This window comes from uncultured Psychrobacter sp., from assembly GCF_947500265.1.
Taxonomy (GTDB): domain Bacteria; phylum Pseudomonadota; class Gammaproteobacteria; order Pseudomonadales; family Moraxellaceae; genus Psychrobacter.
Genome location: NZ_CANMRN010000005.1, coordinates 73444 through 99492, shown reverse-complemented (window position 1 = coordinate 99492; position 26049 = coordinate 73444). Strand labels below are relative to the sequence as shown.

Sequence of the window (26049 nt, the reverse complement as noted above, 5' to 3'; positions counted from 1 at the left end):
AGCTTAAAGCCTTTTTTCAATATGTTGATTGAAGTTATAATCGTGGTGATCAATTTTATTATCGACGGCAATGTGACCTATAAACTGAACTTTGCCATTCTTGTAACCCGTCCAAACACCAATATGCGTAATACCTACAATAATATAAATTAGTCTATTAGTTACATATTTAGAGGCCATGATCTGATTTTTTAAGTCGGTAATATCCATTGATGATGGGGTTGGTATATTTTCTGGATGAGTGTGCCATAGTCCTAGTAAACCCCCATACCCTTGGGTATTTTTCCAATACTTTTTTAGTTCTCTATTATGAGATTTAGACCGATAGAACATTCTTCTTTTACGTTTATCAAAGAACATTGGAGTGGTTAAGTCATCCACCAACATTGATTGTGTGTCTTGAGCGAACCTGCCCATCAATAAGCCACCTGCCTCTTTGTCTTGAACATGACATTGACGATACTTTACCCAAGTTAATAATACTTTCTCTGAAAACACACCTTCTGATTGATTATTTTCTACCCATTTAAGGCGAGTATCTATGAACTGCAACATTCACATCCTGCTATTTTATAATTGTTAATATCATTAAACTGATAACCACCACTACCAAGCGTAGTATTAAAATATTCTGTTGCTTCTAAATTGTAGTCATTGGGCTTTCTACTTGTATTCACCCATGTATATAGACCATACTTAGGAGCCAGTACTAGTTCAGTTATAATTGAAGCTGTTTTAGTAGCGTGTAAAGAAGAATATGGTGTAAAAGCACCTGAACACCCTGTTATATTTTTAGAGACAACTTGATGGTTTAGGTTAAATAGCTGAGCTTGCGACCTACTAATGATAGAGTTTTCATCAGTATACAAGCATCTTAAGCAACCATTAGAGTTATTTCTAAAACTATAAGCTTGTCCGCCTAAGCCATAAGCCTCAACCCAGCCAGAAATAATTTGTATATTAATATCTTTATAATAAAGGTATTCGCAAATAGCAAGTTCAGTAGGTATATGTCCCGTTGTTAAGATCAAACAGTCGATCTCGCGTAGGTCATCATCATTTTGCATCTTCAACCATTTAAGAACTTCCATATGGTAAGCTTTGATATCTATAAAAGGCATATCGCTACTTAATCTAGCCTTAAGAGCAAAAGCTTTTCTGTGATTAATACTCTTTACACCTAACTGATGACGCATCAAATTATCTGGAGACATGATATCGTTATCAATAAGACTTAGTTGGCTAATATCTGATTCAGATAAAAAACCAGCTACTTTAGAACCCACTGAGCCACAGCCAGCTATTACCACAGTCTTGTTCTGTGTGTTCTCGTCGTCTTCCCCTGTACGGGCTAGTAAGTAGTCCTTCCAACATCTTTGAGTTAAATATACAGAAAAGTCATTTTTAACAATACTTGATGCATTGTCATTACATATGACAATATAAGTCTCACGATCTTTGTAAGGAACAATTATTAGTGTTATGTGATAAAAATTATTATATATTTTGCTATGCTGTTTAGCTGATAATTTAAGTTTCTGACTACTCCACCAATCCCTATCGAAGTTTCCTCCGATGTTAGGTAATACGAAATCTTTTACATCAGCTAATTTGATAACAGTAATATTTCGATAAGTACCATAATCTAATATAAAAGACTTACTATTTGACTTTTGAATACTACTGACACTAAGCTTACCTTTATTGATTTTGGTAATGGCTTGGAACTCTTCTATATCATTAGGTTTATCTAATAAAGTTATTTTATATCCGGTTTCTAAGGTCGTTTCAACATACCCTTCAAGCTCTTCATACAAATTAGTAGGTTGAGTTATGTATGGCTGAACGATTCTGATAGCTTCGTCAAGTGCATATTCAAACAATGATTCAATTCGGTTACTGTCGAAAAGCTCGCCCTGTTGATCTGTAACACAGATTAAACCGTCGTTGCTAACGTGAGGAATAGGGGTATGACCATCAGCCACTATACGAATCTTAGGTAATTCAAGCCATTCGGTTTCATTTCTAATTTCAATTTGAAAGTCGAATAAATTAGGAATAGTAAAATCGTATACATATACTGTACCAGTATTAACCAAACATATATTAACTGCACGGTGTGTAGTTAATATATGTTTGAAATTGGCCAGTTTTTCTTCACTTAGAATCATAGTTACGCAGATGTACCAGTACGAGAGTATGGGGTATTCTCATTTTTTTTAATATTTGCTAAGGGAAAACAATTCCCAAAAACTGCTCTTAGTAATTTACTCGCTTCGTAAGGGTCTGGCTCCACAATTGCTTTTTTCAACTCGTCGTTCAGATATATTAATTTATTTCTAAATTGAGTGCCAATATTCTTATCGCTGCCCTCGGAAGAATAACCATCTGTTTTGTGTTGAAAAATATCTCTATAGGGAAGAGTAGGTAATTGAACAGAAACTCTATACTTGCCATCTGACTGGTATTTTAAATATGAACCATTTAAAATACCCTCAACTATAAGGCTTAAAGCCTTTAAATCATCAACTTGTTCTTGATGTGAAAGTTGGTTAGTATATTGAGACTTTATCATTACAGTGAGACCAATTGAAAATATTTTCTTTTTGACCTCATCACTAAAATTAACGTCTCGCCAGCGCTTCATAAACCGTATGAGACGTTTATATTGATGTCGCTTTTTAGACCCATTCCCAGTATAGCATTCAACATTATTAATCCATTCAATTAAACCTTTCTGGTCTGATTGTGCCCAATCCTTATGTTCATCTCTAGAGCCATGTTTGCCAATCGCCAAAAACGTCGTATAAGATTGATCAACCTTATACACGGTATAATCAATATGCAGATTAAATGATTTGTAGTCAGCAGTAACACATGGTTTTTTGATTTTAGGATCTTTAAAGTTTCTTTTTTCTAAAACCTCTTTAATAACTCGCTTTGGCTCTACAGGATCATCAGGAGCGTAATCTGCATCAATAATTAAGGTGCGATCAAAGTCGTAGTCGCCATCTAAATTGTAGATAGCTGTATCAACTGCAAACGAACCTTGTTTAAAAGATTCTATTATAGGATATCCTTTCTCTTTGAAAACCACCTTTAGCTCTTTCAATATGCTGTCATCTTTCTCTTTAGCCCTTTTAAAATCATCACTTTGACCAGTTAAGTAAATATTACTATTAAATGCTTTAAATTGAGTTTGCAAATCTGCCATATTTATTCCATATTTCTTAATTATTGTAATATAGTACATGGTGTCTGATTTTTGTAAATCAAGTAACAATACTTTTTGGATTTATATTTCAATATATGAATGGCTTTATAAGGTAACTCTAAAGCAGAGAAAAATTGGAGCAGCTCATATAAATGCTATCGATCAGCTACTATGCTGAATCAATAACAATTGCCTAAGATTTAAGAATTATTTAATGCTCAGGTGGATTTAAATTAGTATTAGATAGAAGTAGCATTGTCTGCAGTTAATATTCTTTGAATAAAATCTTGATTCTAGCGCATAGAATGGGTTCGTGTAGGAATATTGAGCTAGCTTTAATACTTTATTAGTAAATATTGACTTGGTTTAAATATATATCCAACCACTTCAGAAAATTATGACTCGTTGTCGCCACATTCAATCTCAAATAAGTTGAAGGCTTAGCACTTGGATTAAACAGCTGTCCTGGGGCGACAAGCCAGCCCTCTTTATAAGCCTCCAAGGCCAGCTTACCAGAATCCACGCCAGTATCTATCCACACAAAAATCCCCGGGTTGGTATGTTCAGGGTAAGTGATACCTATTTTAGATAATGAGTCTCGCATATCTTGATGGGCTATATAGAGTTTCTGATGTACTTTCTTAAGCTGACGGCGATATTCTCCTTGCGTCCACAACCGATAAACTACGCGCTCGCCAAACTCTGGTGATGTCATATTACTAAGGGTTTTAAGCTTAAGGATTTGATTGATAAATTTATCAGGGCTGACCAGCATACCGACACGCCAGCCTGACGCCATCGACTTTGAAAAACCAGTAGCATAAAACACCCGCTTAAACTGGTCTATATTAGCGTACCTAAGCGGTTTTTCATCAGGCAAAAATGCTGCGTACAAATCATCCTCAAAAATATAAGTATTACTTGATGGGCGCGGACAGGATGCAAGTTATAGGATGTTGGATTATGGAGTACGCTGTTAGTAATGTATAACTTGGGACGATATTCTTCTAAAACCTGTCTCATTTGTTCAAGATCCGGACCTTGGTGGTCACGTTCAACTGATACCACCTGATAACCTTGCTGCTTTAAGGTACTTGACGTCCAATACCAACCAGGATTATCTACTATGACAGTATCTCCTACGTTTAATAATAGTTGAGTCACTGTCAAAATAGCCTGCGAAACTCCTGTTGTAGTAATAATATTATTGGCACTAGTATGCATACCTAGCAAATCTAAATACTGGACTAATTGCTCACGTAGAGGTAAATAACCCTGAATCTCACCGTAATTATAGATAAAGCTATCGATATCTTGGTTAACCTGTCTTACCGCCCATTGCATCCTATCATTCTTAATCCACTCAATAGGCAATTCACCTGATCCTGGTGATCGGTGATTAGGAACATCGCTAAACATTTGCTGTACTAGCCAGCTGGTATCAACCATAGCCGCTTTAGCCAACACCTCTGTATTTCTACGTTGAGTGATTTGAGGTAAAACGTAATAGCCTGAATTTGGCTTAGCTGTCAGCACGTTAGTAGCGACTAACTGCTCATAAGCTTGAGTTATGGTAAAACTAGAAACATCCAGAATCGTGGCCAACTTACGTATAGAAGGCACTCGTTGATACGGCTTATAAATTTGGCTATCAATTCGCTGTTGTATCCATTCGACCACAGCAGCTGTTTTACTGATATTAAGATTGAGCAAGCAAGTATCATTCATAGCGTAGGTGGCTTATTAGAGGTCATATATTATGTACGTAATTGTTAAGGGCTATGCAACTATACACTTTGTTGATAATTTTAAAAAATGCATCGGTACAGTTGGGTCGTGAAGTCGTACTATCACTCCATGTTATACGCAACAACTTGGAGCTACGATGTTTACCCCTAAAGCTTTTAAAGAAGACAACTTTGAAAACATACGAACATTTATTAAAGAGCAACCACAAGCGACGGTCATTGCAAAAACAGGCAACGGACTGGAAGCTTGTCATATTCCCATGTACTGGCAGGATGACGGCAGTAAGTTTGGTTGTTTATATGGTCATATTGCCAAAGTAAATGCTCTAAATAATAGTGATAATAATGCACCGTGGTTAATTATCTTTCAAGATGCTGGACATTATATAAGTCCTAATTGGTATCCGAGTAAATTAACGACCCATAAAGAAGTACCGACATGGAATTATCGTAGTGTCCATATTACAGGTGACGTCAGTTTATTAACTGAACATGAGCATTTGAATGAAATTTTATCAAAGCAAACGGCTGATTTTGAAGCTAACCAGCCAAACCCTTGGTCACTTGATGATGCGCCTGTAGAGTACATTCAGGCTATGTGTCGCGCCATCGTTGGTATTCGTGTCAATATTAAAGATGTTCAAGCACAGTTTAAGTTGAGTCAAAATAAAACGGCTGAGAATAGAGTAGGGGTCGTCGCAGGACTGAAACAGCTAGGAACGGCAAAAGCGGATGAAATGGCGACGTTGGTTAAAAAGGTAAATCAGAATCTAACTCAATTATAAGAGTACGAATAAGCGGTATTTCATTTAATGATATTAACTCAAGGACATACTATGACAACTCTACGAACCGTTGGTATTTTACTATTTAACGAAGTCGAAGTATTAGATTTTGCAGGTCCTTTTGAAGTATTTTCTCTAGCGGAGAGCGATAAAGGTCATAAGCATTTTAACGTGATCACCATTGCCGAGCAGCAAGCACCAATATCTGCTAGAAATGGTTTAACTATTATTCCTGATTATAGCTTCGACAATCATCCTGATATTGACGTATTGGTTGTTCCGGGTGGTTATGGTGCCGAGAATGTTGAGATAAATAATCCAGTGGTTATTGATTGGATCATCTCTCAAGCCAAGCTTACCGAGTTAACGCTTTCAGTATGTACCGGTGCATTGCTGTTAGCAAAAGCTGGATTGCTGGCTGGCAAGTCTGCAACCACCCATTGGATGGATTTAAACAATTTAGCATCCTATCCTAATATTGAAGTAATCGCTAACACCCGTTTTGTTGATGCTAGCGATAAGACGACTAACCTTGTCACATCAGCAGGAATAAGTGCGGGTATTCATGCCAGTCTTTATTGTGTGAAGAAATTGGTAGATACGCAAACCATGCAAGTGACAGCACGACGGATGGAGTTTGATATTGACTAAGATACTAAACCTTCATTGAATCGCTAGTTTACCAAGCTTGCTTCTATAATTTTTTAAATCATAGCTAGAATGGGGATAAATCAGGCATTTCACAACTTAGCAAATAAGAGCTGATAAACCTTATTTGAATTTTTAATAGCTGACTGTGCACACCGCCAAGTCGTAATTAAATCTACCAATGCTTGTAACTCTTTATGTTCCTCCTCTGTCCGTTCCGGATTCTTCTTAGTCCTGAGGTACTCTTTCCTATTCTTTTTTTCATCTATTGGTATAGATAATAGTTCTGATAAGCTAATGTCTAGCTCAGACAGTCTTCGGTAAAAGATATTATGCTCAATAGCCGCATTGGTATCATAAGATATTTTAAGTTCATCTAAGTGTGATAAAAGATATTCAAACTCCTTATCTATGCTTTCTAAGTATTTTATATTATTGTTATTGTTTATATTATTGAATACTACCTTAATAGAATTACTTGGAACTCCGAGTTTTAAGAGAGCTTTGATTGTATTTAAACTATCTTCTAACTCCTTTCTTCCTTTAACTACTGGCACTAAAAAGTAATTGAATACTTCATGAGAGTTACTACTGTGCTTCATGATATCTATTACATACTCTGTATTATCTGCAGCAATATCGACAATAGCTGACTCTATATCATTTAAGGCTTTCAAAGCTTCATCAAAATTTTCTCCAGATAATATAATTTCATCAGAATACGTTTTACTATACATACTCATATTATTTATCACATAATGACGCTGCAAATCCATATTCGGCCTAAGCATGTAGTTGCTAACGAGAGATTTACCAGTATTCCCTGAAGAGTTGATTACTGCGATGCGATATCCAGCCTGTTTTGTCATACTTACATCTGCCGATTCATGTTTTTCAGAACTAATCATTACTTTTGTTTCCTTTTGAGGGTATATTGTTTATTCCATGATTGTGTTAATGCATACACTATCCCAGGATGTACTGATGTACTGATGTACTGATGTACTAATGCAATTTTTTTATACCTTATCATTTTTCACTAATTGCCAGTGGAAAAATCCATCAAGAGATTTAATGCTAGACATACAAGAGAGTAAAGGTGAAGGATATTATTACGGTTGAACAATTGAATTTTAATTTCATTGGTAAGATTTTTGGCAAAAAAGGAATACTTCTAACAGAGCTAGCCTTGTCTTTAGATACCAAGAAAGGATCAGCAGAACTTGCCTCATTCTCTCAAGTTAAAAGATTTGCTTATATTGAAAAGGGATTCTTTGGTGCAACCCTATTTATTCATAACGGTCAATCGTTCGAAGAGTATAAGTTTTTATCAAAGACGAACTCTATAGCATTTTTAGAGTCTATCAACAGGAAAATCGCTCACTCCATACAGCGCTATATGAGTAGCTTAATTGAAGAATTTAATATTCAGGTTTTGAGTAATTACCCTAGGGACTCAAAATTAGATCAAATTAAATTAGTCGCAAATGAGCTGGCTACATACTATGAAGATGACAACGTGCCATGGGATTACTTCAGTGACTCCAAACTATATAGCGAAGTTGGAAAAATATACAGTCTTTATCCTATCAAACAAGAAGCCTTAGGCGCATATCATGAAAAAATCAACTTAGAACTAAGAAAGAGTTTTTTTGATAGCGTAGAGTCAAACCCTTTGACTGATGAACAGAGACTTGGTGTGCTTCGTTCTAATGATAAGAACATGGTACTTGCCGCTGCTGGTACGGGTAAAACCTCTGTAATGGTCGCTAAGGCTCTCGATCTTATCGATAGAGAATTGGCATCACCTCCAGAGATTCTAGTTCTAGCCTACAATAAATCAGCCGCTGAAGAGCTAAAAAAGAGGCTTGATGATAAAGCTGAGAATTCAGGCATCGTATTAACAGAGCCACCTCAGATTTCAACATTCCACGCTTTAGGTAGAAAGATCTTAGGGGAATCTAACATCTCAACTTATATGAGCGTCTTCACTGAAGACAGCTTAAAGCTAGGCGCATGGGTAACAGAGTGGTTGATAGAATATTTAATAAAAGATCCGAAAAGAATGGTCGATTTTATATCACTATTCCCAGAACCTGTGAATCCTTTCGACTTTAAGACTCAAGAAGAGTATGAGCGACATATCAGAGACAATGAGTTTAGAACTCTTCAAGGCGAGTTGGTCAAAGGGTATCAAGAACTTAGGATAGCTAATTGGCTAGCTATTCATAAGATCCCATACGAATACGAAGCTCGTTACATCAGTAAGCGAAGAATTGACATAGGATTCGACTACCAGCCTGACTTTCACATATCTGACTCTAACATTTACATCGAGCACTTTGGTATCGATAGACAGGGTAATACTCGCCCCGATATAGATAAGCGAGCATACAACGAATCTATTGATAGTAAACGTAAATTACATAAAGAGCGTGAAACAGTTTTGGTGGAAACATTCCATTATGATTGGATCGAAGATGCACTCGAAGCTCGTCTTGAAGAACGACTAGCTGCCGTGGGAGTTATTCCAGATAAAAATTCGGTTGAAGACGCTTCAAAAGAGTTACTCTCTAAGCTTAAGGAAGGTAATCAAATTGCCACTTGGAGCAAAATGCTTATCAAGGCCTTACAAGCCACTCGATTTGAAAGATTAGATGAAGACCCAATTCTCGATAGGCTAGAGAAAGCTCGTATCTCACAAGCAAAGAAGAAGGCACGTATTCTAACTGACTTGCACAACGCGTATGTTGAAGAGCTTGCAGCTACTGATTCAATTGACTTTGACGATATGATTATCCGTGCAATTGCAGTCGTAGATAATGGTCAATATAAACCTCACTGGAAATATATTCTTGTTGACGAGTTTCAAGACATATCTGCCTCTCGGATGGATTTTGTTAACAGCATTATCGAAAAAGGGCCTGACCCCTCATTAACGGTTGTCGGTGATGATTGGCAGTCTATCTATCGATTCTCAGGTGGTAAACTTGAGCTCACAACTAGATTCAATGAGCTGGTTGGACCGCATACACTGACAAAGCTCCAAAAGACATTCCGCTATAATAATAGCATTGCTGATACTGCTGGAACGTTCATCATGGAGAATCCAGAACAGTATCAGAAACACATCAAAACACACGACGTGGTTGATGAATCACAAGTATATTTATTAGATGATAAGACTGGTGAAGAGAATGGTGTCTATAAAAGAGTCGCTGAGGTTGTCAGCAAGATCAGAGCAAATGACCCTGAATGTTCGATAGCAATTATTGCTAGATATAACTATCTATTAAATGATTCACGTAATTTTCTAGGTAAAGAAAAGTCCAAAGGTATTCACTTTTGGAGCTTTCACAAATCTAAAGGGCTTGAAGCTGACTACTGCATCTTGATTGGTTTTTTCCAAGGAAAAAGTGGCTTCCCTAATGGAAATCGTGAGGATGCTATCCCTGAGGCGCTACTTCCAACATTAGACTCATTTCCTCATTCTGAAGAGCGACGCTTGCTGTATGTCGGCATAACGCGTTGTAAAAAGAAATCATATATTATTGCGAGTCCGACAGCCCCATCAGAGTTTGTTCTTGAGTTATTGGCTCCTAAATACAACATCAACATTTTCTCTAAATCATTTCAAGAACGCCATAGAAAGATATTTAAATGCCCTAACTGCGTAAACGGATACCTACGCTTAATCAAAGGGCAGTATGGCAGTTTTTATGGCTGTAGCTCTGGTAAAGGTTGTTCAGTAGGTAAAGCGCGTGTCTGTACTAAGTGCGAGGCACCCTCTGTGGATAGAGAGCATGATAGTTTATGCAACAACAGGGACTGTGGTAATTCAATGAAAATCTGTAATAAATGTGGTCGTCCTATGAAGATGCGGGAAAGCAAATTTGGTAAGTTCTGGGGCTGTAGCGGTTATGGGATTCCAAATGATCAGTGTAAAAATACAATTAAAATTCGCTAATCAAAAGCAATCAAGACGAACCATGCTGTTTTCCAGAAGGAGCTCTTAAACCAATTGGAAAAATTTAGATTAGCTTGTTGTGATTCAAGTCAGTAACGAATTTAAATCATATATTATTAATGGAATATTTATTTAAAAGGATATTGGTAAAGATGTATATATCTCAATTAAAAATAACTAACTATAGAAGCTTTAAAGACATAACAGTTGAATTTAACGACGGTATTAACGCTATTATTGGCTCTAATAATTCCGGAAAGTCGAATCTTCTTAGGGCGCTTTCTATAATTTTTGATAAGAAATCGACCAAAAAGCTTGGAATTGATGACTTCTGTAAATTTATCGATGAACAATATTTAATAGATGCACCACCTAAAATTACTATTGAAGCAACTATAAAAAAAGGAGATGCAGCTACTGCTACAGAAGATGATCTTTCAGTGCTAGCGAATTGGCTCACTATTTTTAATGATGATTATGAAGCAGTGCTGACTTATGAATTTTTCTTACCTGAGAAACATGAAGATACGTATAAAACCTTTACTGAAGAAATAGAAAATCAAGGAAAGAGCGAAGAGAAAAATAGTGGGAATATAAGTAATAACATCTGGAAGATGATACAGAAAAACTTTCTAAGGTTCTATAAACACAAGATTTGGGTCGGTGATGTAACGAATCAATCTACACTTGATTCAGAAACGCTTGATAGATTTGACTATCAATTTCTTGATGCGATAAGAGATGTAGAAAGAGATATGTTGTCAGGCAAGAACTCCTTACTTAAAGAAGTCATAGACTTCTTCATGGATTATGATATCAAGAGTAATAGTACGTTAGACAAAGAAGCACAAAATGTAGCTATAAACACTAGAAGAGATGAATTTTCGACAAAGTCGAATGATTTATTAAATGATATCCATGTTCGTATTGAACATGGTAAAGAAGAAATATTATCATACGCAACACAAACAGGGGCTTCATTTAACAACGCATCACCTAACTTTGAAGGCGCTTTATCAGAGCTTGAAATATATAGCGTTCTACAACTTATTGTTGAGTATGAAACAGGTATAAAGATACCTGCTAGGAATAATGGGTTAGGATACAACAACTTAATCTATATGTCTCTTCTCCTTGCTAAAATGCAGGTGAACGCTAACGTTGAACATCTCGACAGCAACGCTAAAGTCTTCTCTATGCTCGTTATAGAAGAACCTGAATCACACTTACATCCATCAATGCAATTTAAGCTTCTTAAGTTCTTAGAAAATAATCGTAAGGCTAAAAAAGTAAGACAAATATTCGTTACCACTCATTCTACGCACATAACCAGCGCAGTTGATTTAGACAATATAATTTGTCTATATGAGAAAAACGACGGCACAGATGTAGCATATCCTTCTAAAACCTTCACAGATGAACATGGCAACGAAGTCATTGGTAGTAAGCAATATATCGAAAGGTTTTTAGATGCAGTTAAGTCTGATATTTTATTTAGTGATAGAGTTTTATTTGTTGAAGGTATTGCTGAACAGTTATTAATATCTATATTTGCTAAGTATGAAGACAAGTTTTTGGAAGACAAACATATTAGTATAGTGAATATTGGTGGAAGATACTTTAACCATTTCTTCTATCTTTTCGATGAAGTGAATGAGTATTCAATACCAAAGAAAATCGTGTGCTTAACAGACAAAGACCCAGTGAGAAAAAATAAAGTTAAAGATCGAAATTTCAAAACTTGTTACCCATACGAGTTTAATAGTGACAATGAGACATATGAATACGATCTTAATAACGTAGTTCATGCGTCTAGTAATATATTAATATTTAAACAAGATAGCATACATGGTAAAACCTTGGAGTATGAGCTAGCCTATCTTAATCCTTCATTAAAAATACTTGTAACACAAAGCACTAAAAACACATCTGAGTTATATGGTCTCATGGATTCATATAATGACCCAGATTCCACAGTTCAACAATTAATAGACAAACTTCGCAGTAGTGAGGAAAATACTCGTATTGAGATAGGAATAAATAGCTCTAATTTGACAGATGATGAGAAAAAACGCTCTATTATAGCTTCAAGGTATTTAAATTCAGTTAGTAAGGGAGAGAATGCGTTAGAGTTAGCAATCGCTTTGCAGAAAAATTTATTGAACAAGGGAAGTGATGCCTATGTTGAAGTCGTAATTCCAACTTATATACAGGAGGCTTTAGAAGTATTATGCCAATAATAACTATTGAGTCAGATGAGCTTATTGATATCGACTCACCTTTTAGAGTTTCGGCAGGTCCTGGAGCAGGTAAAACCTATTGGCTAACCCAACATATCCATAATGTCGTTAGAACTTCAAATAAATTGTTTATTACAAAAAAGGTTCTATGCTTAACTTATACGAACAATGCAGTTAAAACGTTACGTTTAAGACTTGGTAATGCTAACTCAAGGGTAGAGGTTATGACAATACATAGCTTTTTTTATCAGTATATTGTCAAACCATATATTTCCGTAATAGCAGAAGATTTTAATTTGGATCTTACCAAAATAGATGGACATGATGATCAAATACTGTCTAGCTATCCTTTTTTACAGGAGTTATTAACAAAACCTAAAGTTAATTATGTTTCTTCTGAAAATAAATTTAAACTTATAGATGCTATTAAAAGATGCTTCTGGCATTTTAACTCAGAAAATAACTTAGTTATAAAACCAAGTTACCCTATAAAAATAGGTAAATATAATTTAAGTAATGCAACTTATTCAGAATATAAAAAGCTAGCTTGGGAGAAGGGTACATACCATCATGATGATATAATATTTTTCGCTTATCAAATTATAAATAAAATACCATTTATTCCAAAACTTATATCAGAGAAGTTTCCGTATGTTTTTATTGATGAATTTCAGGATTCAACACCGTTGCAAATTCATATATTCAAGAATATAGCTGAATATTCAACAATAGGAGTGATTGGCGATCAAGCTCAGTCAATTTATGGTTTTCAAGGTGCAAAACCTACAGATTTTCATAATCTAGTTATTGATAATATACAGAACTTCCAGATAATAAATAATCGTAGATGCTCTAATGAAATTGTTAGTTTTTTGAATTTTATCAGACATGATTTAATACAAATTCCTATTAGAAATGTCTCTGATTTAAAACCAATTATACTAGTTGGAGATATGGTAAATGCTTACAATTATGCTTACAGAATCAATAAGGATATAACGACTTTATCACGTAGTAACATCGTATTAAACTTAGCTAAAGCAGAGTTAGGCTTAGAAGGTTTCAACAAAAATTTATTAGAACAATTGACTGAAGAAGATTCGAATTTTGTACGTTCTAAACTTATATCTAGCTCTATTAGAGGTCTGTTTTTAATGCAAAATGGTGACTTCAAGGAAGCTATAAAGGAGCTACAGAAGAACTATCCGAAGAAGGACTCACAAACAAAGAAGCTGATTCTTAATTATCTAGCTAAGCTATCTACTAACTTCGAAATTATTAAAGAGAAATCATTATTAGAGTTCTCCAAGCTTGTGGCTGATTTAGCAGACCTATCGTTTCCTAATGTTACACGAGGAAAAGTTAAGATATTTTACGAAGGAAACACTTTTATTAGTCTTTATCTTTGTGTAAAAGCAGTAAATGAAGATAGTGATTATTTAACTGTCCATAAAGCAAAAGGGAATGAATTCGATAATGTATTACTTTTATTGCCAGATCCGAAACACTTAGCTTTTATAACCCATCCAGACCTTACTAAAGAAGAACAACGAATTAACTATGTAGCAGTAAGTAGATCTAGGAATAAGTTATTCATTTCGGTACCTATATTAGAAGATTCGCTTAAACAACAGCTCATTGGCACAGGCATACTCGAAGTAGTAGAGATATAGCTTTACTACTTTCTTTTTCTTTGAAGGTTTTGATGAGTTAAGGCTACAAACGATAAAAAAGGTCACATACTTGTATCATCAGCTATCGCACTTGCTTGTGCTTAATGGTTTAAGATCTACTATTAGAGCATTTGCTGTAACGGATGTAGAGGTAAGGAAAAAGAATAGAATAGAAGATTATTGTAGAGAACAAGAACCAATCATAGGTTATAACCACCGAGAAATAGTCCTTTAAGCTCGTCCTTTCCACGTTAGCAATGCATCCAAAAATTCTAGTGGCAGTATAGTTATAGTAGCTAAGCAATAAGCCGCGCCTCCTTGATTAGCTACTATATTGCCTCCTCAAATGATTCTTCAATATAAGTGACATCAAATAGCTCATGCAGCCTTTTTCTTAGAAGTTGTTTCCGACTTGCAAAGAAGCCTTCGAAATCTTCTAGCTCTAATGACTGCTCATCTAAGATATAATTTCGCTTTAGATAATAAGTTGCATTGTCAGCTTTACTATTAACCCACTTAGATAGGTCAGTAGCCTGCTTTACAGTATTTTCGCGACCTTCGAGTAACTGCAAGTTAGGTACCTGATCTCGCATATCCTGCCACTGCTTGATAGTTTCGCTATCTATTCCAACTTCTTTCAATATAGATGGCTTAAATTTGCTGTGAGGATGCATATGATCTTGATGGAATGTGATCTGATCTAACTTTAAGTCTGGATAAAGCGTTGAAAGTAATAAGAAGCTAAATGCTCCTTTTTTGTACTCTAAGAAGTTTTCAATGTCCGTGGTATCAATGGTTAGCTTCTTCCCGCCCGACATTCTGGTGTTTTTATATTCGGAAAAATCAAACTTAATGGCTTTTAGTATGTATGTATCACCATCACCAGACTTTATTCTTAACCCATCCCGCAGACCACTTAGAGCGGTATCTGCCTGACCACTATAAATTTGCTTCAAGAGACTATGTACAATCAACTTTCTCAATTCTGGCTTAGTCGTAGAGTCTACCTTTCCACCTTTATGTAGATAATAGGCCAATGGAGTTGCAGCATAATTGGAGGATAATCGTCTCTTATTAAAGCCAAACTCTCTTAGCATTGCTGCCGCATCTATTAGGGCCTTGCGAATTTGATCCCAATTATCTTTTATCTTATTGATGTTCGTAGAGTTAAAGGTCTGCACCTTAAAGTTCATTGGTGCATCTACAAGAAACAAGCATGTCCGCATCAAAAAATCTGTATTAAAGTTAAATAGGCCATCTTCGCCATTCATGTCAGATATAAGTTTCTCAATTTGGTCACGACCATCCTCCCAATGTGCTACTAAGGTAGAGAATAGAAGGTCAGATTTTGATAATATTGTCCCGCCGCTATTAACGCGTACAAAAATATCTAAGATATCATCTAGGTCTTTATTAATAATCTTGAAGTAACTCACTAACTGGTCATCGTTAAATTTATTGAGTAAACGATTAATTATCTTTTTTGCATGTCTTCTATTCTCTATTAATAGCTCTGATCTACTAGGATCAGTCTCAATTAGCTTATCAACAATATTGTCAGAGTCAGCATCCGAATCTTCGAGCTCACTTAAAATATTTCTAACAAGATAAAAGTAACCACTTTTACTATTTTGAGCATCTTTGTCGGTTAAGAATTTAAACTCATAGTCTTCATTTAATAGGTTTATATACATTTTACGTTCGGGATATGCGCTATTGTTCGTGGTCTTTGCATATTTCTTCTTAGTGCAATACACACCTTGAAGAGCAATATACATTGAACTAATACGCTGCTGTCCATCCAATACGCCACGAATTTCAAAAGGAAAGTCGTAGTTAACCAGTTGGTTTCTAGAGTCACGCTCATGATAATTCTTAAGAAATTCATAAAACGTATATTCATTGGCTTTCTGAGCTGTTAATTCCCAAAATAAGAAAGTTCCAATCGGGTAGTCCTGCATAATAGAATTAAACAATCTGCATATTTTTTCCTCGCCCCAAACAAACTTTCTTTGGATTGCAGGCAGGTAATATTTATTAGAGTTGATATCTGTAATCAGTTGTTTAATCGATAGGCTAGAATATGCCATTATAAAAAATCCTTTAGTATCATCTTGAATTGCTCTTTAGCCTCAAAGCTGGCTTGCCATTTTGGCATATATCATTAAGTTTGTGTCTGGAGATACAGACAATATTATAAGATTTTTACAAACCCTATGCCGTTTCCATAATTATGATAAAACTATGGTGTTTGAGTGTGTATAGGTAAGTGGTTGTAGTTTTTAACATAAAGCTGAGCTATATTGTATTATTAAATTTAAGCTTTCGAACGATTAAATCCAAAAAAGTACTTACACTACTCATTGATCCAATCTTCACTTGTTTAATCTAAATTCCAAAAAGCATGTTCGGCTTGATAAGCCATATTAGGCGGCGTGCTTATGCCTTATCAGAATACATTAGCTAGTTGATGAACACTGCTATGCCAAGATATTTCAATAGTGATGAATAATTTTATATCATCGATAATTAAATATTCATTATGCATAAAATCCTTTCGAGCAATAAGGTTAGTGGGCTTGCCTGCTGGCAAGTAAGTAATCAAAGGCAGCTTCTAGTTTTTAGTAATCAATTTTGATTGTTGATATTATTGATATAACTATTTGTCTAATTAGGTATACCAACATTTATGCTAACATAAGATAAAAGAGTACTAGATTGTGCCTTTCATAAACTTGGATGATTAAAAATAATGTCACGTAAACTTCTGATTTTTGGGAATGGATTGGGAATGGCAATCGATCATAGCCATTACTCATTAACAAATGCACTAAAAACTGTTTGGACAGATGATAGTTTATGGAGCGATACCGTACAACGTGATCTCATTCAGAACTGTATACCTTCAAATACATGTCCCGTCTCAGAAGATGAGTTAGATAAACTATATCTAGTGTCAACCTCTTGTGATTATCTTGATGAATTTCCTAATACAAACTCTGGAGAACATTGGTTATCTAATTACGGGCATGACTTTACTAACTCTACACAAGAATATGTGCATACCGTTGCTTCATATTTATTCGATTCTACAAGCTCTTTGCCTACATTATTTAGAGATGCGTTGATTGATTTTGTTAGAACAACTAAATCTCATGTAGCAACACTAAATTACGACAAATTACTTTATCAAGCATTTATCGATGCAGATATTTGTAGTGGATATACTGGAGAATTGGTTGATGGATTTACTAATTCAGGATTTAGCAGCTCAAACTTAGTTCGTAAATATAGTAAGAATTTTGGGTATTACCTGCATTTGCATGGTAGCCCATTATTTAAAGATATCAATAATATAACGTACAAATTACACACTTCACAAATTTCAACAGCAAACATTTTTGGTAGTAAACATGTTGTATTAACGCATATCCCACATAAACCTAGTGTGATTACCGCCTCTGAAATATTATCAACATATTGGAGTTACATGGTTCTTTCATTAAGTGAGGTGGATGAGGTTATTTTATTTGGATATTCGGGATGCGATACACACTTAAATAACATTTTGAAAATCCATGCTAATTCAAAAAATAAGAAAGTTATCGAATGGGATGGTGATTCTTTTACTACCCAGCAGAGACAAGATTTTTGGGATAAAGAATTAGGTAGCAATGTAACACTACAAAGGATGTCTGATATTACTAATTTTACATCATGGTAAAGAATATATATTCTATGATGGTCTCATCATATATCTCATACGCCTTCTTCAGGTAATATTTTTTCGCTACGCTCTATATTGCCAATGCAGCTCCAATCAAGATTTATCATTTCTGTAAGTCTTTCTTAAGATACTCCTTCGCTTTTTCGAATCTTATAGACGCAATTTTCAAAGGCAATCATGCATTTATCTTTTGTCATCTCATTGACCACTGCTAAAAAATAACAATTTTTAGCAGTGGTAGGCTTTAATATCTACGGGATACAGTCGGGGCAGTCCAGTTTACAAGGGTATATGATTGATACTTTAAGTATTTATACTCTTTGTTTGAATATGATAACTCACTATATCTTCTTTAAATTAGACTGATTTTTGAGCTCAGATATTAAATAAGGTGCAAGTAAATCATCCCACTCAAGATTGGTTTTCAACTTTACTTGATTAATGATTTGTATGAGGGTAACAGTATTTTGATTTAGCTCACCTTCAAGCTCAGTTATTCTCTCTTTTAATCCTTTAATGGTGTCAAGAAGAGCTTGACGTGTCTTTTTATTGACGTATAGCTGCTCTTCTTTTTCATTCAAGTTCAATGGTAAAAGCTGTTCTGTGGTATATTTTTGGATTAATACTTTGCGTTCTGGCGTACTAAGCGTACTCAGACCGCCTTTGATATGTTCTTTGGCAATAAGTCTCTTATGTAGAGCAGTGTTTGAAATAGGAGCCTTCTTAATACCTTCTTTCACCATTTCTTTAAGCTCATTCTCAATAACTTCGTTAAGCTCGCTACCTCTTAGCATTTGCCTTCCTCCTCATCATTAGCTTTTATCTTTTCGTATTCTAGTGAAAACAGTTCAGCAAGTGTCCTTGGCTGAGAAAGCTCAGTATCTATTGCGTTATATATATTTACTGGAGTTTTATTACTGTAGCCGATCATGATTTTTTGTTCGAAGTGCTCAAGGTTTTGAATTTGCTCTTTTACCCTTCGCGTAAATTCAGAGTTATCAGCTAAGTTTTTAGCTTGTTCAAGTAGTCTATTTTTAGTGAGCTTTAAGTTTTCAAGCTCACCCATACGTCCTGTCACTGTAAAATTGACACAGGATACCCCTGACTGGCATGCTAACCGCTTAGGGCAACCGTGAGCCGCTATATTACGCATACATGATCCAAAGGGTAGGGGATGTAGGTAGGCGTGGGTATTTATTAGCTCTTTCGCTTTGGCTGGCTCTGTATGTGCCATTTCATTAAAAGCTTTACTAATATCTTCAAAGTAACCATCATCAAAGGATTGTTCGATAAAGTTTGATACTTCATTAGTGCTATTAAAAGTATGTAGATTATTTTTCAGATTAGCTTCTAAGTCTTTATCGTCGCTAAAGAGCATCAAGCCATATTCTAAGATGTCATCAATTGGGCTTTTTACATTGTTCTCTCCAGGCTGCACAGGCTCTGAAACTGTTATTAACTCATTGGATGCCTGAAGTTGACTACTGTTACTAGTTAAACTGGCATTTTGGCTAATTTGCTTAATACTCAAATGCTGATAATGTTTGTTTTGTTCAATATCAACCCGCCCCATCAGCATTGCTTGCAAGTGGTCTGAAATTTCAGCAATAGCTAAGAAAGTATTAATATTATGACGAGGAATGTGGCTTGATATTTTGGAGATTTGATTGTCGCTATCTTTAAGATTGTACTTTTCAAAGATTGATATATTGCTACCTGTGCCTAAGAAATTATTTATAACATGGTTATCTAGTATTGTAATATTCATCTTATTGATCAGATTTCGAGATAGAGTAGTGCTCCCATGCTGGACAATAAACAATATATCTTCATAAGGGATGTCAACCAGCTTACCCTCAAACTCAAACTTCTTGTTTATAGGATCTTCAGTATCATAATCTGCTGTTGATTTAATGAATTCGTTCAAGGTCTTTTTACTATAGAACTTAAGCTCACTCGTTCCATCAGAGATTGTCTTATCAGGTTTTACTTGAGCATTTTTAAATGTTTTTAGTATGGCATCTCTTCGACCACCACGACCTCTTGTTCGTTTTTTTGAAATAAATAAATGGTCGATTAAATCGTCTAGCTCGATCAAATCATCAGGAATGTCATCAACACCCTTGGGAAGAAAGTCTTTTAAGTTTTTCTGCCTCAAATAAATTAGGTGCTCTCGATATTCTTCGGTAAGATTTAAAGTGTTTTGTATGATGCTTTTAACAAGCGTAACTGAAGACGGCTCAACCCAGTGAATTCTCTCGCCAGCCCCTTTTGCACCATAATAGCGTATACCAAGCATACACTGTATTTTACTATTAATACTTATAGGTTTCTTGGTCTGTGGATCTAATATAGGTCTTTCGATTAAACAGTCTTTCTTCAACATTATTGTTTCAGTCGAACGAAACCCTGTTACGATAGATAAAAATAGCGAGTTTAAAAGTATTTTTTCGCCTTCACCCTGACAAAAGTTTTTAAGAGAAGCAATATTTATAAAGGTTTGAATCGAAATTAATTTTTCTGCATTTATCTGGCTTTCGTCAATATTTTTGTCTTCAAGAAGCTCTTTAGTTATTCTTGCTTTCTGTGTTCTATTCTGCTTATTAATATATTTTAAATCAACTTCGAACTCTAGCTTCTTAGAAGTGAATCCATATTTATTCACTATGTCTTGTAGTCTTTTGAATGTTCCGACATGATCTGGAAGATTAGTAGGAACACTATTATCCTTCAATAGAGAGTATGCATGGTTGAGAATTTCTGTTGAGAGTTTTGTGGGATGAGTGTTAGATGTAAGATCTTGTAGGGAATAGAACCAACGCTTTAGCACTAAGAGTTCAGCAGCGAGTTTTTGTGGCGAAGCCTTACCATTGGCTTGACGATAGCTGTATATCAACATTGCTTTACAAAAATATTGGTAGTCTTGTGATACTTCTATATTATTTAAGCCTTTCAATCTATTTATTAAATTAAAACATATACTTGGTTTACCTCGTGAAAGTAACCAACTTGAACCAGTACCATTTTTTAACCATGAGATGTTTTCCCACGATGCATCATTGGATTTACATAAGTTATTTTCAAAATACTCTTTTTGCTCATTAATGAACTCATTGTAATTAGTGATCTGCATTTTTCACCTCACTATTTAGCTCACAGCGCTTAACGACTGACTCTATTTCAAATTTAGTAGCTTGGTGAATAGCAATGATTGGATTTGATGAGTTATAAACAGCATCAGAGATATGTATGATGGATTCTAGTTCGTTTTGAATACACTCTAAAACTTCTTTATGGTTACCATTTACATAAGGGTTAAAATAGACACATCCGTAACAACTACGTACAGGCTCAAGAAAACAGTCAGCTTTATAGCTGCATTTGCCTATATTGCTGTGAATCTTACTATTAACGAATCCTACTATGTTTTCTCCATAGCCTTGCTCATGGGTAATGATATTACCAGTCATTAGCATAGCTATCATTTGCTGGTAAACAGGATTTCTACCAAGTGCCATGGCTCGGATTTGAGCAAGACTGGGTGATGAAAAAATATAATGTCTAGCTGTAACTAATGACGAGTGTCCTAAGATATAAGCAATGTCTTCAGCACTTGATCCTGATAGTGCCATTGAATAAGCTATATGATGACGGAATTGAGAGCTTGTATATTTAATTTGGATTAGTTCACCATTTGAAACCCGTTGCTGATATTCCTGCGGTGAGAATTCAAAGAGTTGTTCATTGATGGCAGTAGTACAGTAAGTTACTGCATAATTACCTAAATCAAAAAGCTGATGGTTCGTAGATAACTTAAATTGCTTAATATATTGCAAAATAACTGTAGCGATTTCTTCAGGTAGTTTTATAGAAATTTTAGCATGATTGAATCGACCTTGTTTTGCATAAGGCACAAGTATGCTGTAGCGCATACTTTCACCTTCTTTCGTGTATGTATCGATCTTTATATCTTCAACAGAAAGTTTTGACAATTGAACGGGTCTCATACCAGTTACATAGATAAGACCAAGGACAGAGGCGTTTTTAATAGTATTGTCTGCTATTGATTGTTTTTGAGAAATTTCTGAATTTAGTTTCGCAAAGCCATTTTGTATCATTGTGATTATAGGTTTGCTGATGGCGTCTTCAGTTTCTTGATAAAACAATTGCGAGTTGAAACTCGATGGCCGTTCTAAAATCTCTAATTTATCTTCATCTGCCTCTCCAAATAGGTCAAAATCTTCAACAATCATTAACTTTATAAATAATTTGACTCTATAGTAATCACGAGAGGAACTGATGTTTTTTGCTAACTCTAAAAGAATAGTTTCAAAAGACTTAAAAGAAAATTCCATACCTCTTTCTACAAGTTCATTGAATAAATTTTTTATTTTATTAGCGGATAGGTATAAGCTTGACGGACTATTAATTTGAATATAGTACGCTAGGAAGTACTTTAATAGTTTAACTTCGTGATAATCTAAGCCATCAAATTTAATTATATTTTTAAGTCCAGAGTAAGTAAATTCCCAAGTATCATACGTACTATTGATAAACTTAGTGTCATACCTATCAGCAAGCATAAACCTAATTACAGTAGGAATATGCAGACTGTCAATGTTATCTATCTGAGCCTCAGAAAATAAACGATGACTCGAATGCTCAAGAAAATTTAGTGCCAGATTAGTATTAGTCATAATGTATCCACTTTTGTAATTCTTTGAATATTAGCTAAATTAGCATTTTCTGACATAAAACGGCTGGCGTATAGATATGGCATAGTACTATTGAGCGACCAACCCGCCATTTTTCTTAAATTCTCGACAGCCTTTTCCATCGCTTTTGCCTTATGATGAGTGCTTAAATATGATTCATAGTTATACTTAAGCATCATATATGCCCATGTATGCCGAAGAGTATGAGCTGAAATTTTATCAAGAGAATCCACATAATTAGTGTCAAAGAATTGAGGATGCTTACTTTTCATATTCTCATTAATCGTAGCTATAATTTTTTTAAAACCTGATTTACTGAGAGGTGCGTAGGGTGCTTGTAAGGATAGGAATAGCATACGATTTTTAGCTTCTTTGCGTCTAATATAATTGATATATATATTTATAAATTGAACATCGCGTTTCTCCAATAGAATGCTTCGAATAGACTGAACGTTTTTAATCTGTGGCTTTGTTATACGAGTGTCTGTTTTATGATGTGTATCAGTTATAAGGAGGTAAGTGTTATGTGTTTTTACGTCGGGTTTAATTGAATCAAGAGTTAAGAGTAGTAGCTCTCCAGTCCTCAGGCCATAGTTCAAAAGTAAACGTACAATGAGAAAGTTTCTTAACTGAGCTTCATTACTTTTAAATAATGGTTCTAGTGCTTTAGGTGAAATAATAGAACGTAAAGCTTTTTGCATTTCCTCTGTGAGGCTTTTGAAGTTCGTTCCATTCTTATGAGCCTTGTGATGATTAGAGGATAAGTTTTTGACAAGATCATACTTTTGATAGATTACAGACTTGTATCTGGCAATTTCAGGACTTATAGATTTACCATATATTTGACTAAAGGTATCTAGCAAATAGTTTAAATAGCTAAGGATAGCCCGCAAACGATGTGCAAGTGTATTATAATTAATTGAAGGATTGGTTCCTAATCTGATTAGTTTCTGATCAACTACCTGTATATTTTCCAAATATAATATAAAGCTATCTATTTCTTTAATCATCAATTCTGGATTAGATTTATGTTCTCTGAAATACTTGCAGAATGACTGATCGTATTTCTCTTGCCAAAACTCATACCATTGCTTGATACCTTGTAAATAAGCTTGTTGTGTTGATTCACTTTTAAATTTCAATGAGCTATTGATATATAGCATAGGGTATAGACAGGGAAGTGTAGTAGTACTATCAAACAACAAACTAATCGGATTTGAGTTGTTTAATACAATAGATTTTATTTTTAGTATTGACATCGAAGCCTGCGAATATATGAATTTTTATTAAGGTGTCTCTTACAGTTAAATGCTATATTAGCTCTTCCTATAAAGCAATGATATTGCTCAATTTTATAGGTGATAGCAACTATTTATCTCTTGATTGTTGTAATGAAATCTGTATTAGACACGATATTCAAAAAAACCATTATTATTGAGAGATATGATCAAACTAAAGTAATCTTTATTTTGAATTTTGGAGCTTATCTATATAGTCTGCCCAATCTTGCATCATGTGTACTCTTGTGTCTATCTCATCAAGCCTATTATAAGCGCCGCCGTGCGTATCTTTTATCCGATGGCCTAATTGCAGCTCAGTCACGATGTCTGAGTAGCGCAGCTCAGGTTGTTCCATTAGTAGGGTTTTAGCAGATGCTCGAAAGCCATGAGCGCATTGTACATCTTTATAGCCAAGCCTATGAAATATCTGTACTAGAGTCGCTTTGCTAATATAGCTATTGCTTGATGCACGCATCGATGCAAATACGTAATCTTTATGACCTGTAATTGCTTGTATTCTTCGTAAGCGCTCAATGACTTGAATAGCTAAAGGCACAACCAAGTGCGATACCATATCTTCACGACCTTCGCCTTTAGTAGGAGAAAACTCCCATAGCTTGTTATTCCAATCTATATCTTGCCAGCGCATAGACCGTAAATCGATACTACGTACGAAGACGTAAGGTAGTAAATTCATTGCCTCCAATGTTATTTTACTTGCGCCTTTAAAATTGGACATGTCGTTTAGGAGAGTGGCAAACTGATCAGGTTTAGTAATAGCTGGTAAGTGATTGCCTGAGCTGGCAGGTGCTAGCTCGCCACGTGTATCAATAGCTACGTTTCTATCGCATAATCCTCTTGCGACAGCGAATGAGAATACTTTTTCAGTATACAGCCTAGTGCTTGCACCAACGAAGGTTGCTTGATTTTCATTGTTTTGAATCGCCTCACATACACTCAATATCATCTCGCTGGTGATATCGTTCATTCTCAAATCACCAATTTCTTGGCACATGTATCCTAGACACAAATCCCAAAATTTAAGGGTTGATTCACTAAACGCGCGCTTTCTAGATTTACTATTGTTACGACTTGATGTTTTGTGGTCTCGCCACGCTTGTGTAATTTCAGAAAATGTGGCGTTCTTTAGATGAGCATACTTATTGACTTGTTCTTTTTTATGGATAGCTTTAGGGTCAGAGCCTTGTGCAACCACGCTAAGTATATTTTCTGCTTTATGCTTAGCTTCATATAGACTGATTTCTTCGACCTTGCCTAGCATCATTCTAGGACGCTTACCATCGATGTGCGGATGAGCGTACCTCAAGTAGTATTCTTTTTTACCATTTGGATAAATACGGATACTTAAACCCGCGATACCTGAGACACTGACCGAGTAATCTTTATCTCGGCATTCAAGTTTATTGATATCATTTAAATTATCGACAGCCATAATGTACATCCGTCAGCTTTATAAGCTAGGTAAATTGTGAGTGTTAATCTGTTATCTCTATACTTAGTTTTAGAGCAATCTCTGCGCATGTCTTATAAATCCTGAAAAAGTGTATTTTGGGAAACATAGATAGCTATTGGACACTAGTATGGACACTGTTATTTATTATTTATTTCATAAAACCCTTTAAATTAAAGGGTTTTATATCGAATCATCCCCAAGGGAAAGTTGGGGATGATTATAGTATAAGGTAAAGCAAAGGAGTAAGCCATGTGTTTATTGATATATATGGTGTTTGGAGCAATAAACTTCAGATAGATTAAAAGTAAGAACGCTATTTATTACTATTGATAGAGTTCTTACTTTTATTTACAAAGAAAACCATGCTCCTGTACGTGCACAGAATATAAAAATCAGGGTCATAGTACTGTTCTGTGCAAATTTGGAGGTTGTTAACTTAGTGCTCCAGATTGAAGTATATTGCGAAGAGGGATAAATACTTTCTTAGTAGTGAGAGGGTTTTTGATTACTTAAAACAAAAAGTATTACAGCTTAGTTGGCAATGATATTCGTGATTATAAGGTAGATCTAAACCAGAC

At 35.1% G+C, this 26049-nt stretch carries 18 protein-coding genes; 6 read left to right on the top strand and 12 right to left on the bottom strand.

All coding sequences use genetic code 11. From position 1 onward, the window contains the following. Positions 1–3 precede the first annotated feature (3 nt). The 5 genes from Q0788_RS08855 to Q0788_RS08835 all read right to left on the bottom strand — a co-directional run bounded on the left by Q0788_RS08855 (position 4) and on the right by Q0788_RS08835 (position 4942). Positions 4–555 carry a Mov34/MPN/PAD-1 family protein gene (locus tag Q0788_RS08855; protein WP_298809757.1) on the bottom strand — a complete coding sequence of 184 codons (552 nt, stop codon included), beginning with the start codon at positions 553–555 and terminating at the stop codon, positions 4–6. Beyond that, positions 540–2171 carry a ThiF family adenylyltransferase gene (locus Q0788_RS08850; RefSeq protein ID WP_298809756.1) on the bottom strand — a complete coding sequence of 544 codons (1632 nt, stop codon included), beginning with the start codon at positions 2169–2171 and terminating at the stop codon, positions 540–542. Before Q0788_RS08850 ends, Q0788_RS08855 begins: the two co-directional genes overlap by 16 nt. A 2-nt stretch (positions 2172–2173) precedes the next feature. Further along, positions 2174–3214 (bottom strand): nucleotidyltransferase, encoded by a 1041-nt coding sequence (locus Q0788_RS08845; RefSeq protein ID WP_298809753.1) that lies wholly within the window; start codon positions 3212–3214, stop codon positions 2174–2176. 346 nt (positions 3215–3560) lie between these two features. Then, entirely contained in the window at positions 3561–4094 is a 534-nt protein-coding gene (locus tag Q0788_RS08840; protein ID WP_298809752.1) for an aminotransferase class I/II-fold pyridoxal phosphate-dependent enzyme, read from the bottom strand. Further along, positions 4058–4942: a PLP-dependent aminotransferase family protein gene (locus tag Q0788_RS08835; RefSeq protein WP_298809749.1), complete on the bottom strand. Its 885-nt coding sequence runs from the start codon at positions 4940–4942 to the stop codon at positions 4058–4060. The genes Q0788_RS08840 and Q0788_RS08835 overlap by 37 nt, the downstream gene beginning before the upstream one ends. A gap of 157 nt (positions 4943–5099) precedes the next feature. Between Q0788_RS08835 and Q0788_RS08830 the strand changes: the two genes are divergently transcribed. Both Q0788_RS08830 and Q0788_RS08825 read left to right on the top strand, forming a co-directional pair. Then, positions 5100–5747 carry an FMN-binding negative transcriptional regulator gene (locus tag Q0788_RS08830; protein ID WP_298809746.1) on the top strand — a complete coding sequence of 216 codons (648 nt, stop codon included), beginning with the start codon at positions 5100–5102 and terminating at the stop codon, positions 5745–5747. A 51-nt stretch (positions 5748–5798) separates the two neighbouring features. Next, positions 5799–6398, top strand: coding sequence for a DJ-1/PfpI family protein (locus tag Q0788_RS08825; protein ID WP_298809744.1), 600 nt, complete (start codon positions 5799–5801; stop codon positions 6396–6398). 89 nt (positions 6399–6487) lie between these two features. Here Q0788_RS08825 and Q0788_RS08820 read toward each other — a convergent pair whose 3' ends face one another. After that, positions 6488–7303 carry a hypothetical protein gene (locus Q0788_RS08820; protein WP_298809742.1) on the bottom strand — a complete coding sequence of 272 codons (816 nt, stop codon included), beginning with the start codon at positions 7301–7303 and terminating at the stop codon, positions 6488–6490. Positions 7304–7494: 191 nt separating this feature from the next. Between Q0788_RS08820 and Q0788_RS08815 the strand changes: the two genes are divergently transcribed. The 3 genes from Q0788_RS08815 (at position 7495) to Q0788_RS08805 (ending at position 14275) form a co-directional block, all read left to right on the top strand. Beyond that, a complete protein-coding gene (locus tag Q0788_RS08815) occupies positions 7495–10362 on the top strand; it encodes a UvrD-helicase domain-containing protein (protein ID WP_298809739.1) in 2868 nt (955 codons plus the stop codon). 152 nt (positions 10363–10514) lie between these two features. Continuing rightward, positions 10515–12602: an AAA family ATPase gene (locus tag Q0788_RS08810; protein ID WP_288995766.1), complete on the top strand. Its 2088-nt coding sequence runs from the start codon at positions 10515–10517 to the stop codon at positions 12600–12602. Further along, positions 12593–14275, top strand: coding sequence for an ATP-dependent helicase (locus Q0788_RS08805; RefSeq protein ID WP_288995768.1), 1683 nt, complete (start codon positions 12593–12595; stop codon positions 14273–14275). The genes Q0788_RS08810 and Q0788_RS08805 overlap by 10 nt, the downstream gene beginning before the upstream one ends. 329 nt (positions 14276–14604) lie before the next feature. Here the strand turns inward: Q0788_RS08805 and Q0788_RS08800 are convergent, their stop codons facing one another. Further along, positions 14605–16365: a DUF262 domain-containing protein gene (locus tag Q0788_RS08800; RefSeq protein ID WP_298809735.1), complete on the bottom strand. Its 1761-nt coding sequence runs from the start codon at positions 16363–16365 to the stop codon at positions 14605–14607. Between the two features lie 701 nt (positions 16366–17066). On the opposite strand from Q0788_RS08800, the gene Q0788_RS08795 reads away from it, so the two are divergent. Further along, positions 17067–17999, top strand: a complete 933-nt coding sequence (locus Q0788_RS08795; RefSeq protein WP_298809732.1) for a hypothetical protein — start codon at positions 17067–17069, stop codon at positions 17997–17999. Between the two features lie 344 nt (positions 18000–18343). Here the strand turns inward: Q0788_RS08795 and Q0788_RS08790 are convergent, their stop codons facing one another. The 5 genes from Q0788_RS08790 to Q0788_RS08770 form a co-directional block, all read right to left on the bottom strand. Further along, a complete protein-coding gene (locus Q0788_RS08790; RefSeq protein ID WP_298809730.1) occupies positions 18344–18796 on the bottom strand; it encodes a hypothetical protein in 453 nt (150 codons plus the stop codon). Then, a complete protein-coding gene (locus Q0788_RS08785) occupies positions 18790–21135 on the bottom strand; it encodes a hypothetical protein (protein WP_298809727.1) in 2346 nt (781 codons plus the stop codon). The genes Q0788_RS08790 and Q0788_RS08785 overlap by 7 nt, the downstream gene beginning before the upstream one ends. After that, positions 21122–22699 carry a site-specific integrase gene (locus Q0788_RS08780; RefSeq protein ID WP_298809724.1) on the bottom strand — a complete coding sequence of 526 codons (1578 nt, stop codon included), beginning with the start codon at positions 22697–22699 and terminating at the stop codon, positions 21122–21124. The genes Q0788_RS08785 and Q0788_RS08780 overlap by 14 nt, the downstream gene beginning before the upstream one ends. Continuing rightward, complete coding sequence (locus tag Q0788_RS08775) at positions 22696–23976, bottom strand: site-specific integrase (RefSeq protein WP_298809720.1); 1281 nt, start codon at positions 23974–23976, stop codon at positions 22696–22698. The genes Q0788_RS08780 and Q0788_RS08775 overlap by 4 nt, the downstream gene beginning before the upstream one ends. Positions 23977–24181: 205 nt before the next feature. After that, a complete protein-coding gene (locus Q0788_RS08770; protein ID WP_298809718.1) occupies positions 24182–25450 on the bottom strand; it encodes an integrase arm-type DNA-binding domain-containing protein in 1269 nt (422 codons plus the stop codon). Between the last annotated feature and the right edge of the window lie 599 nt (positions 25451–26049).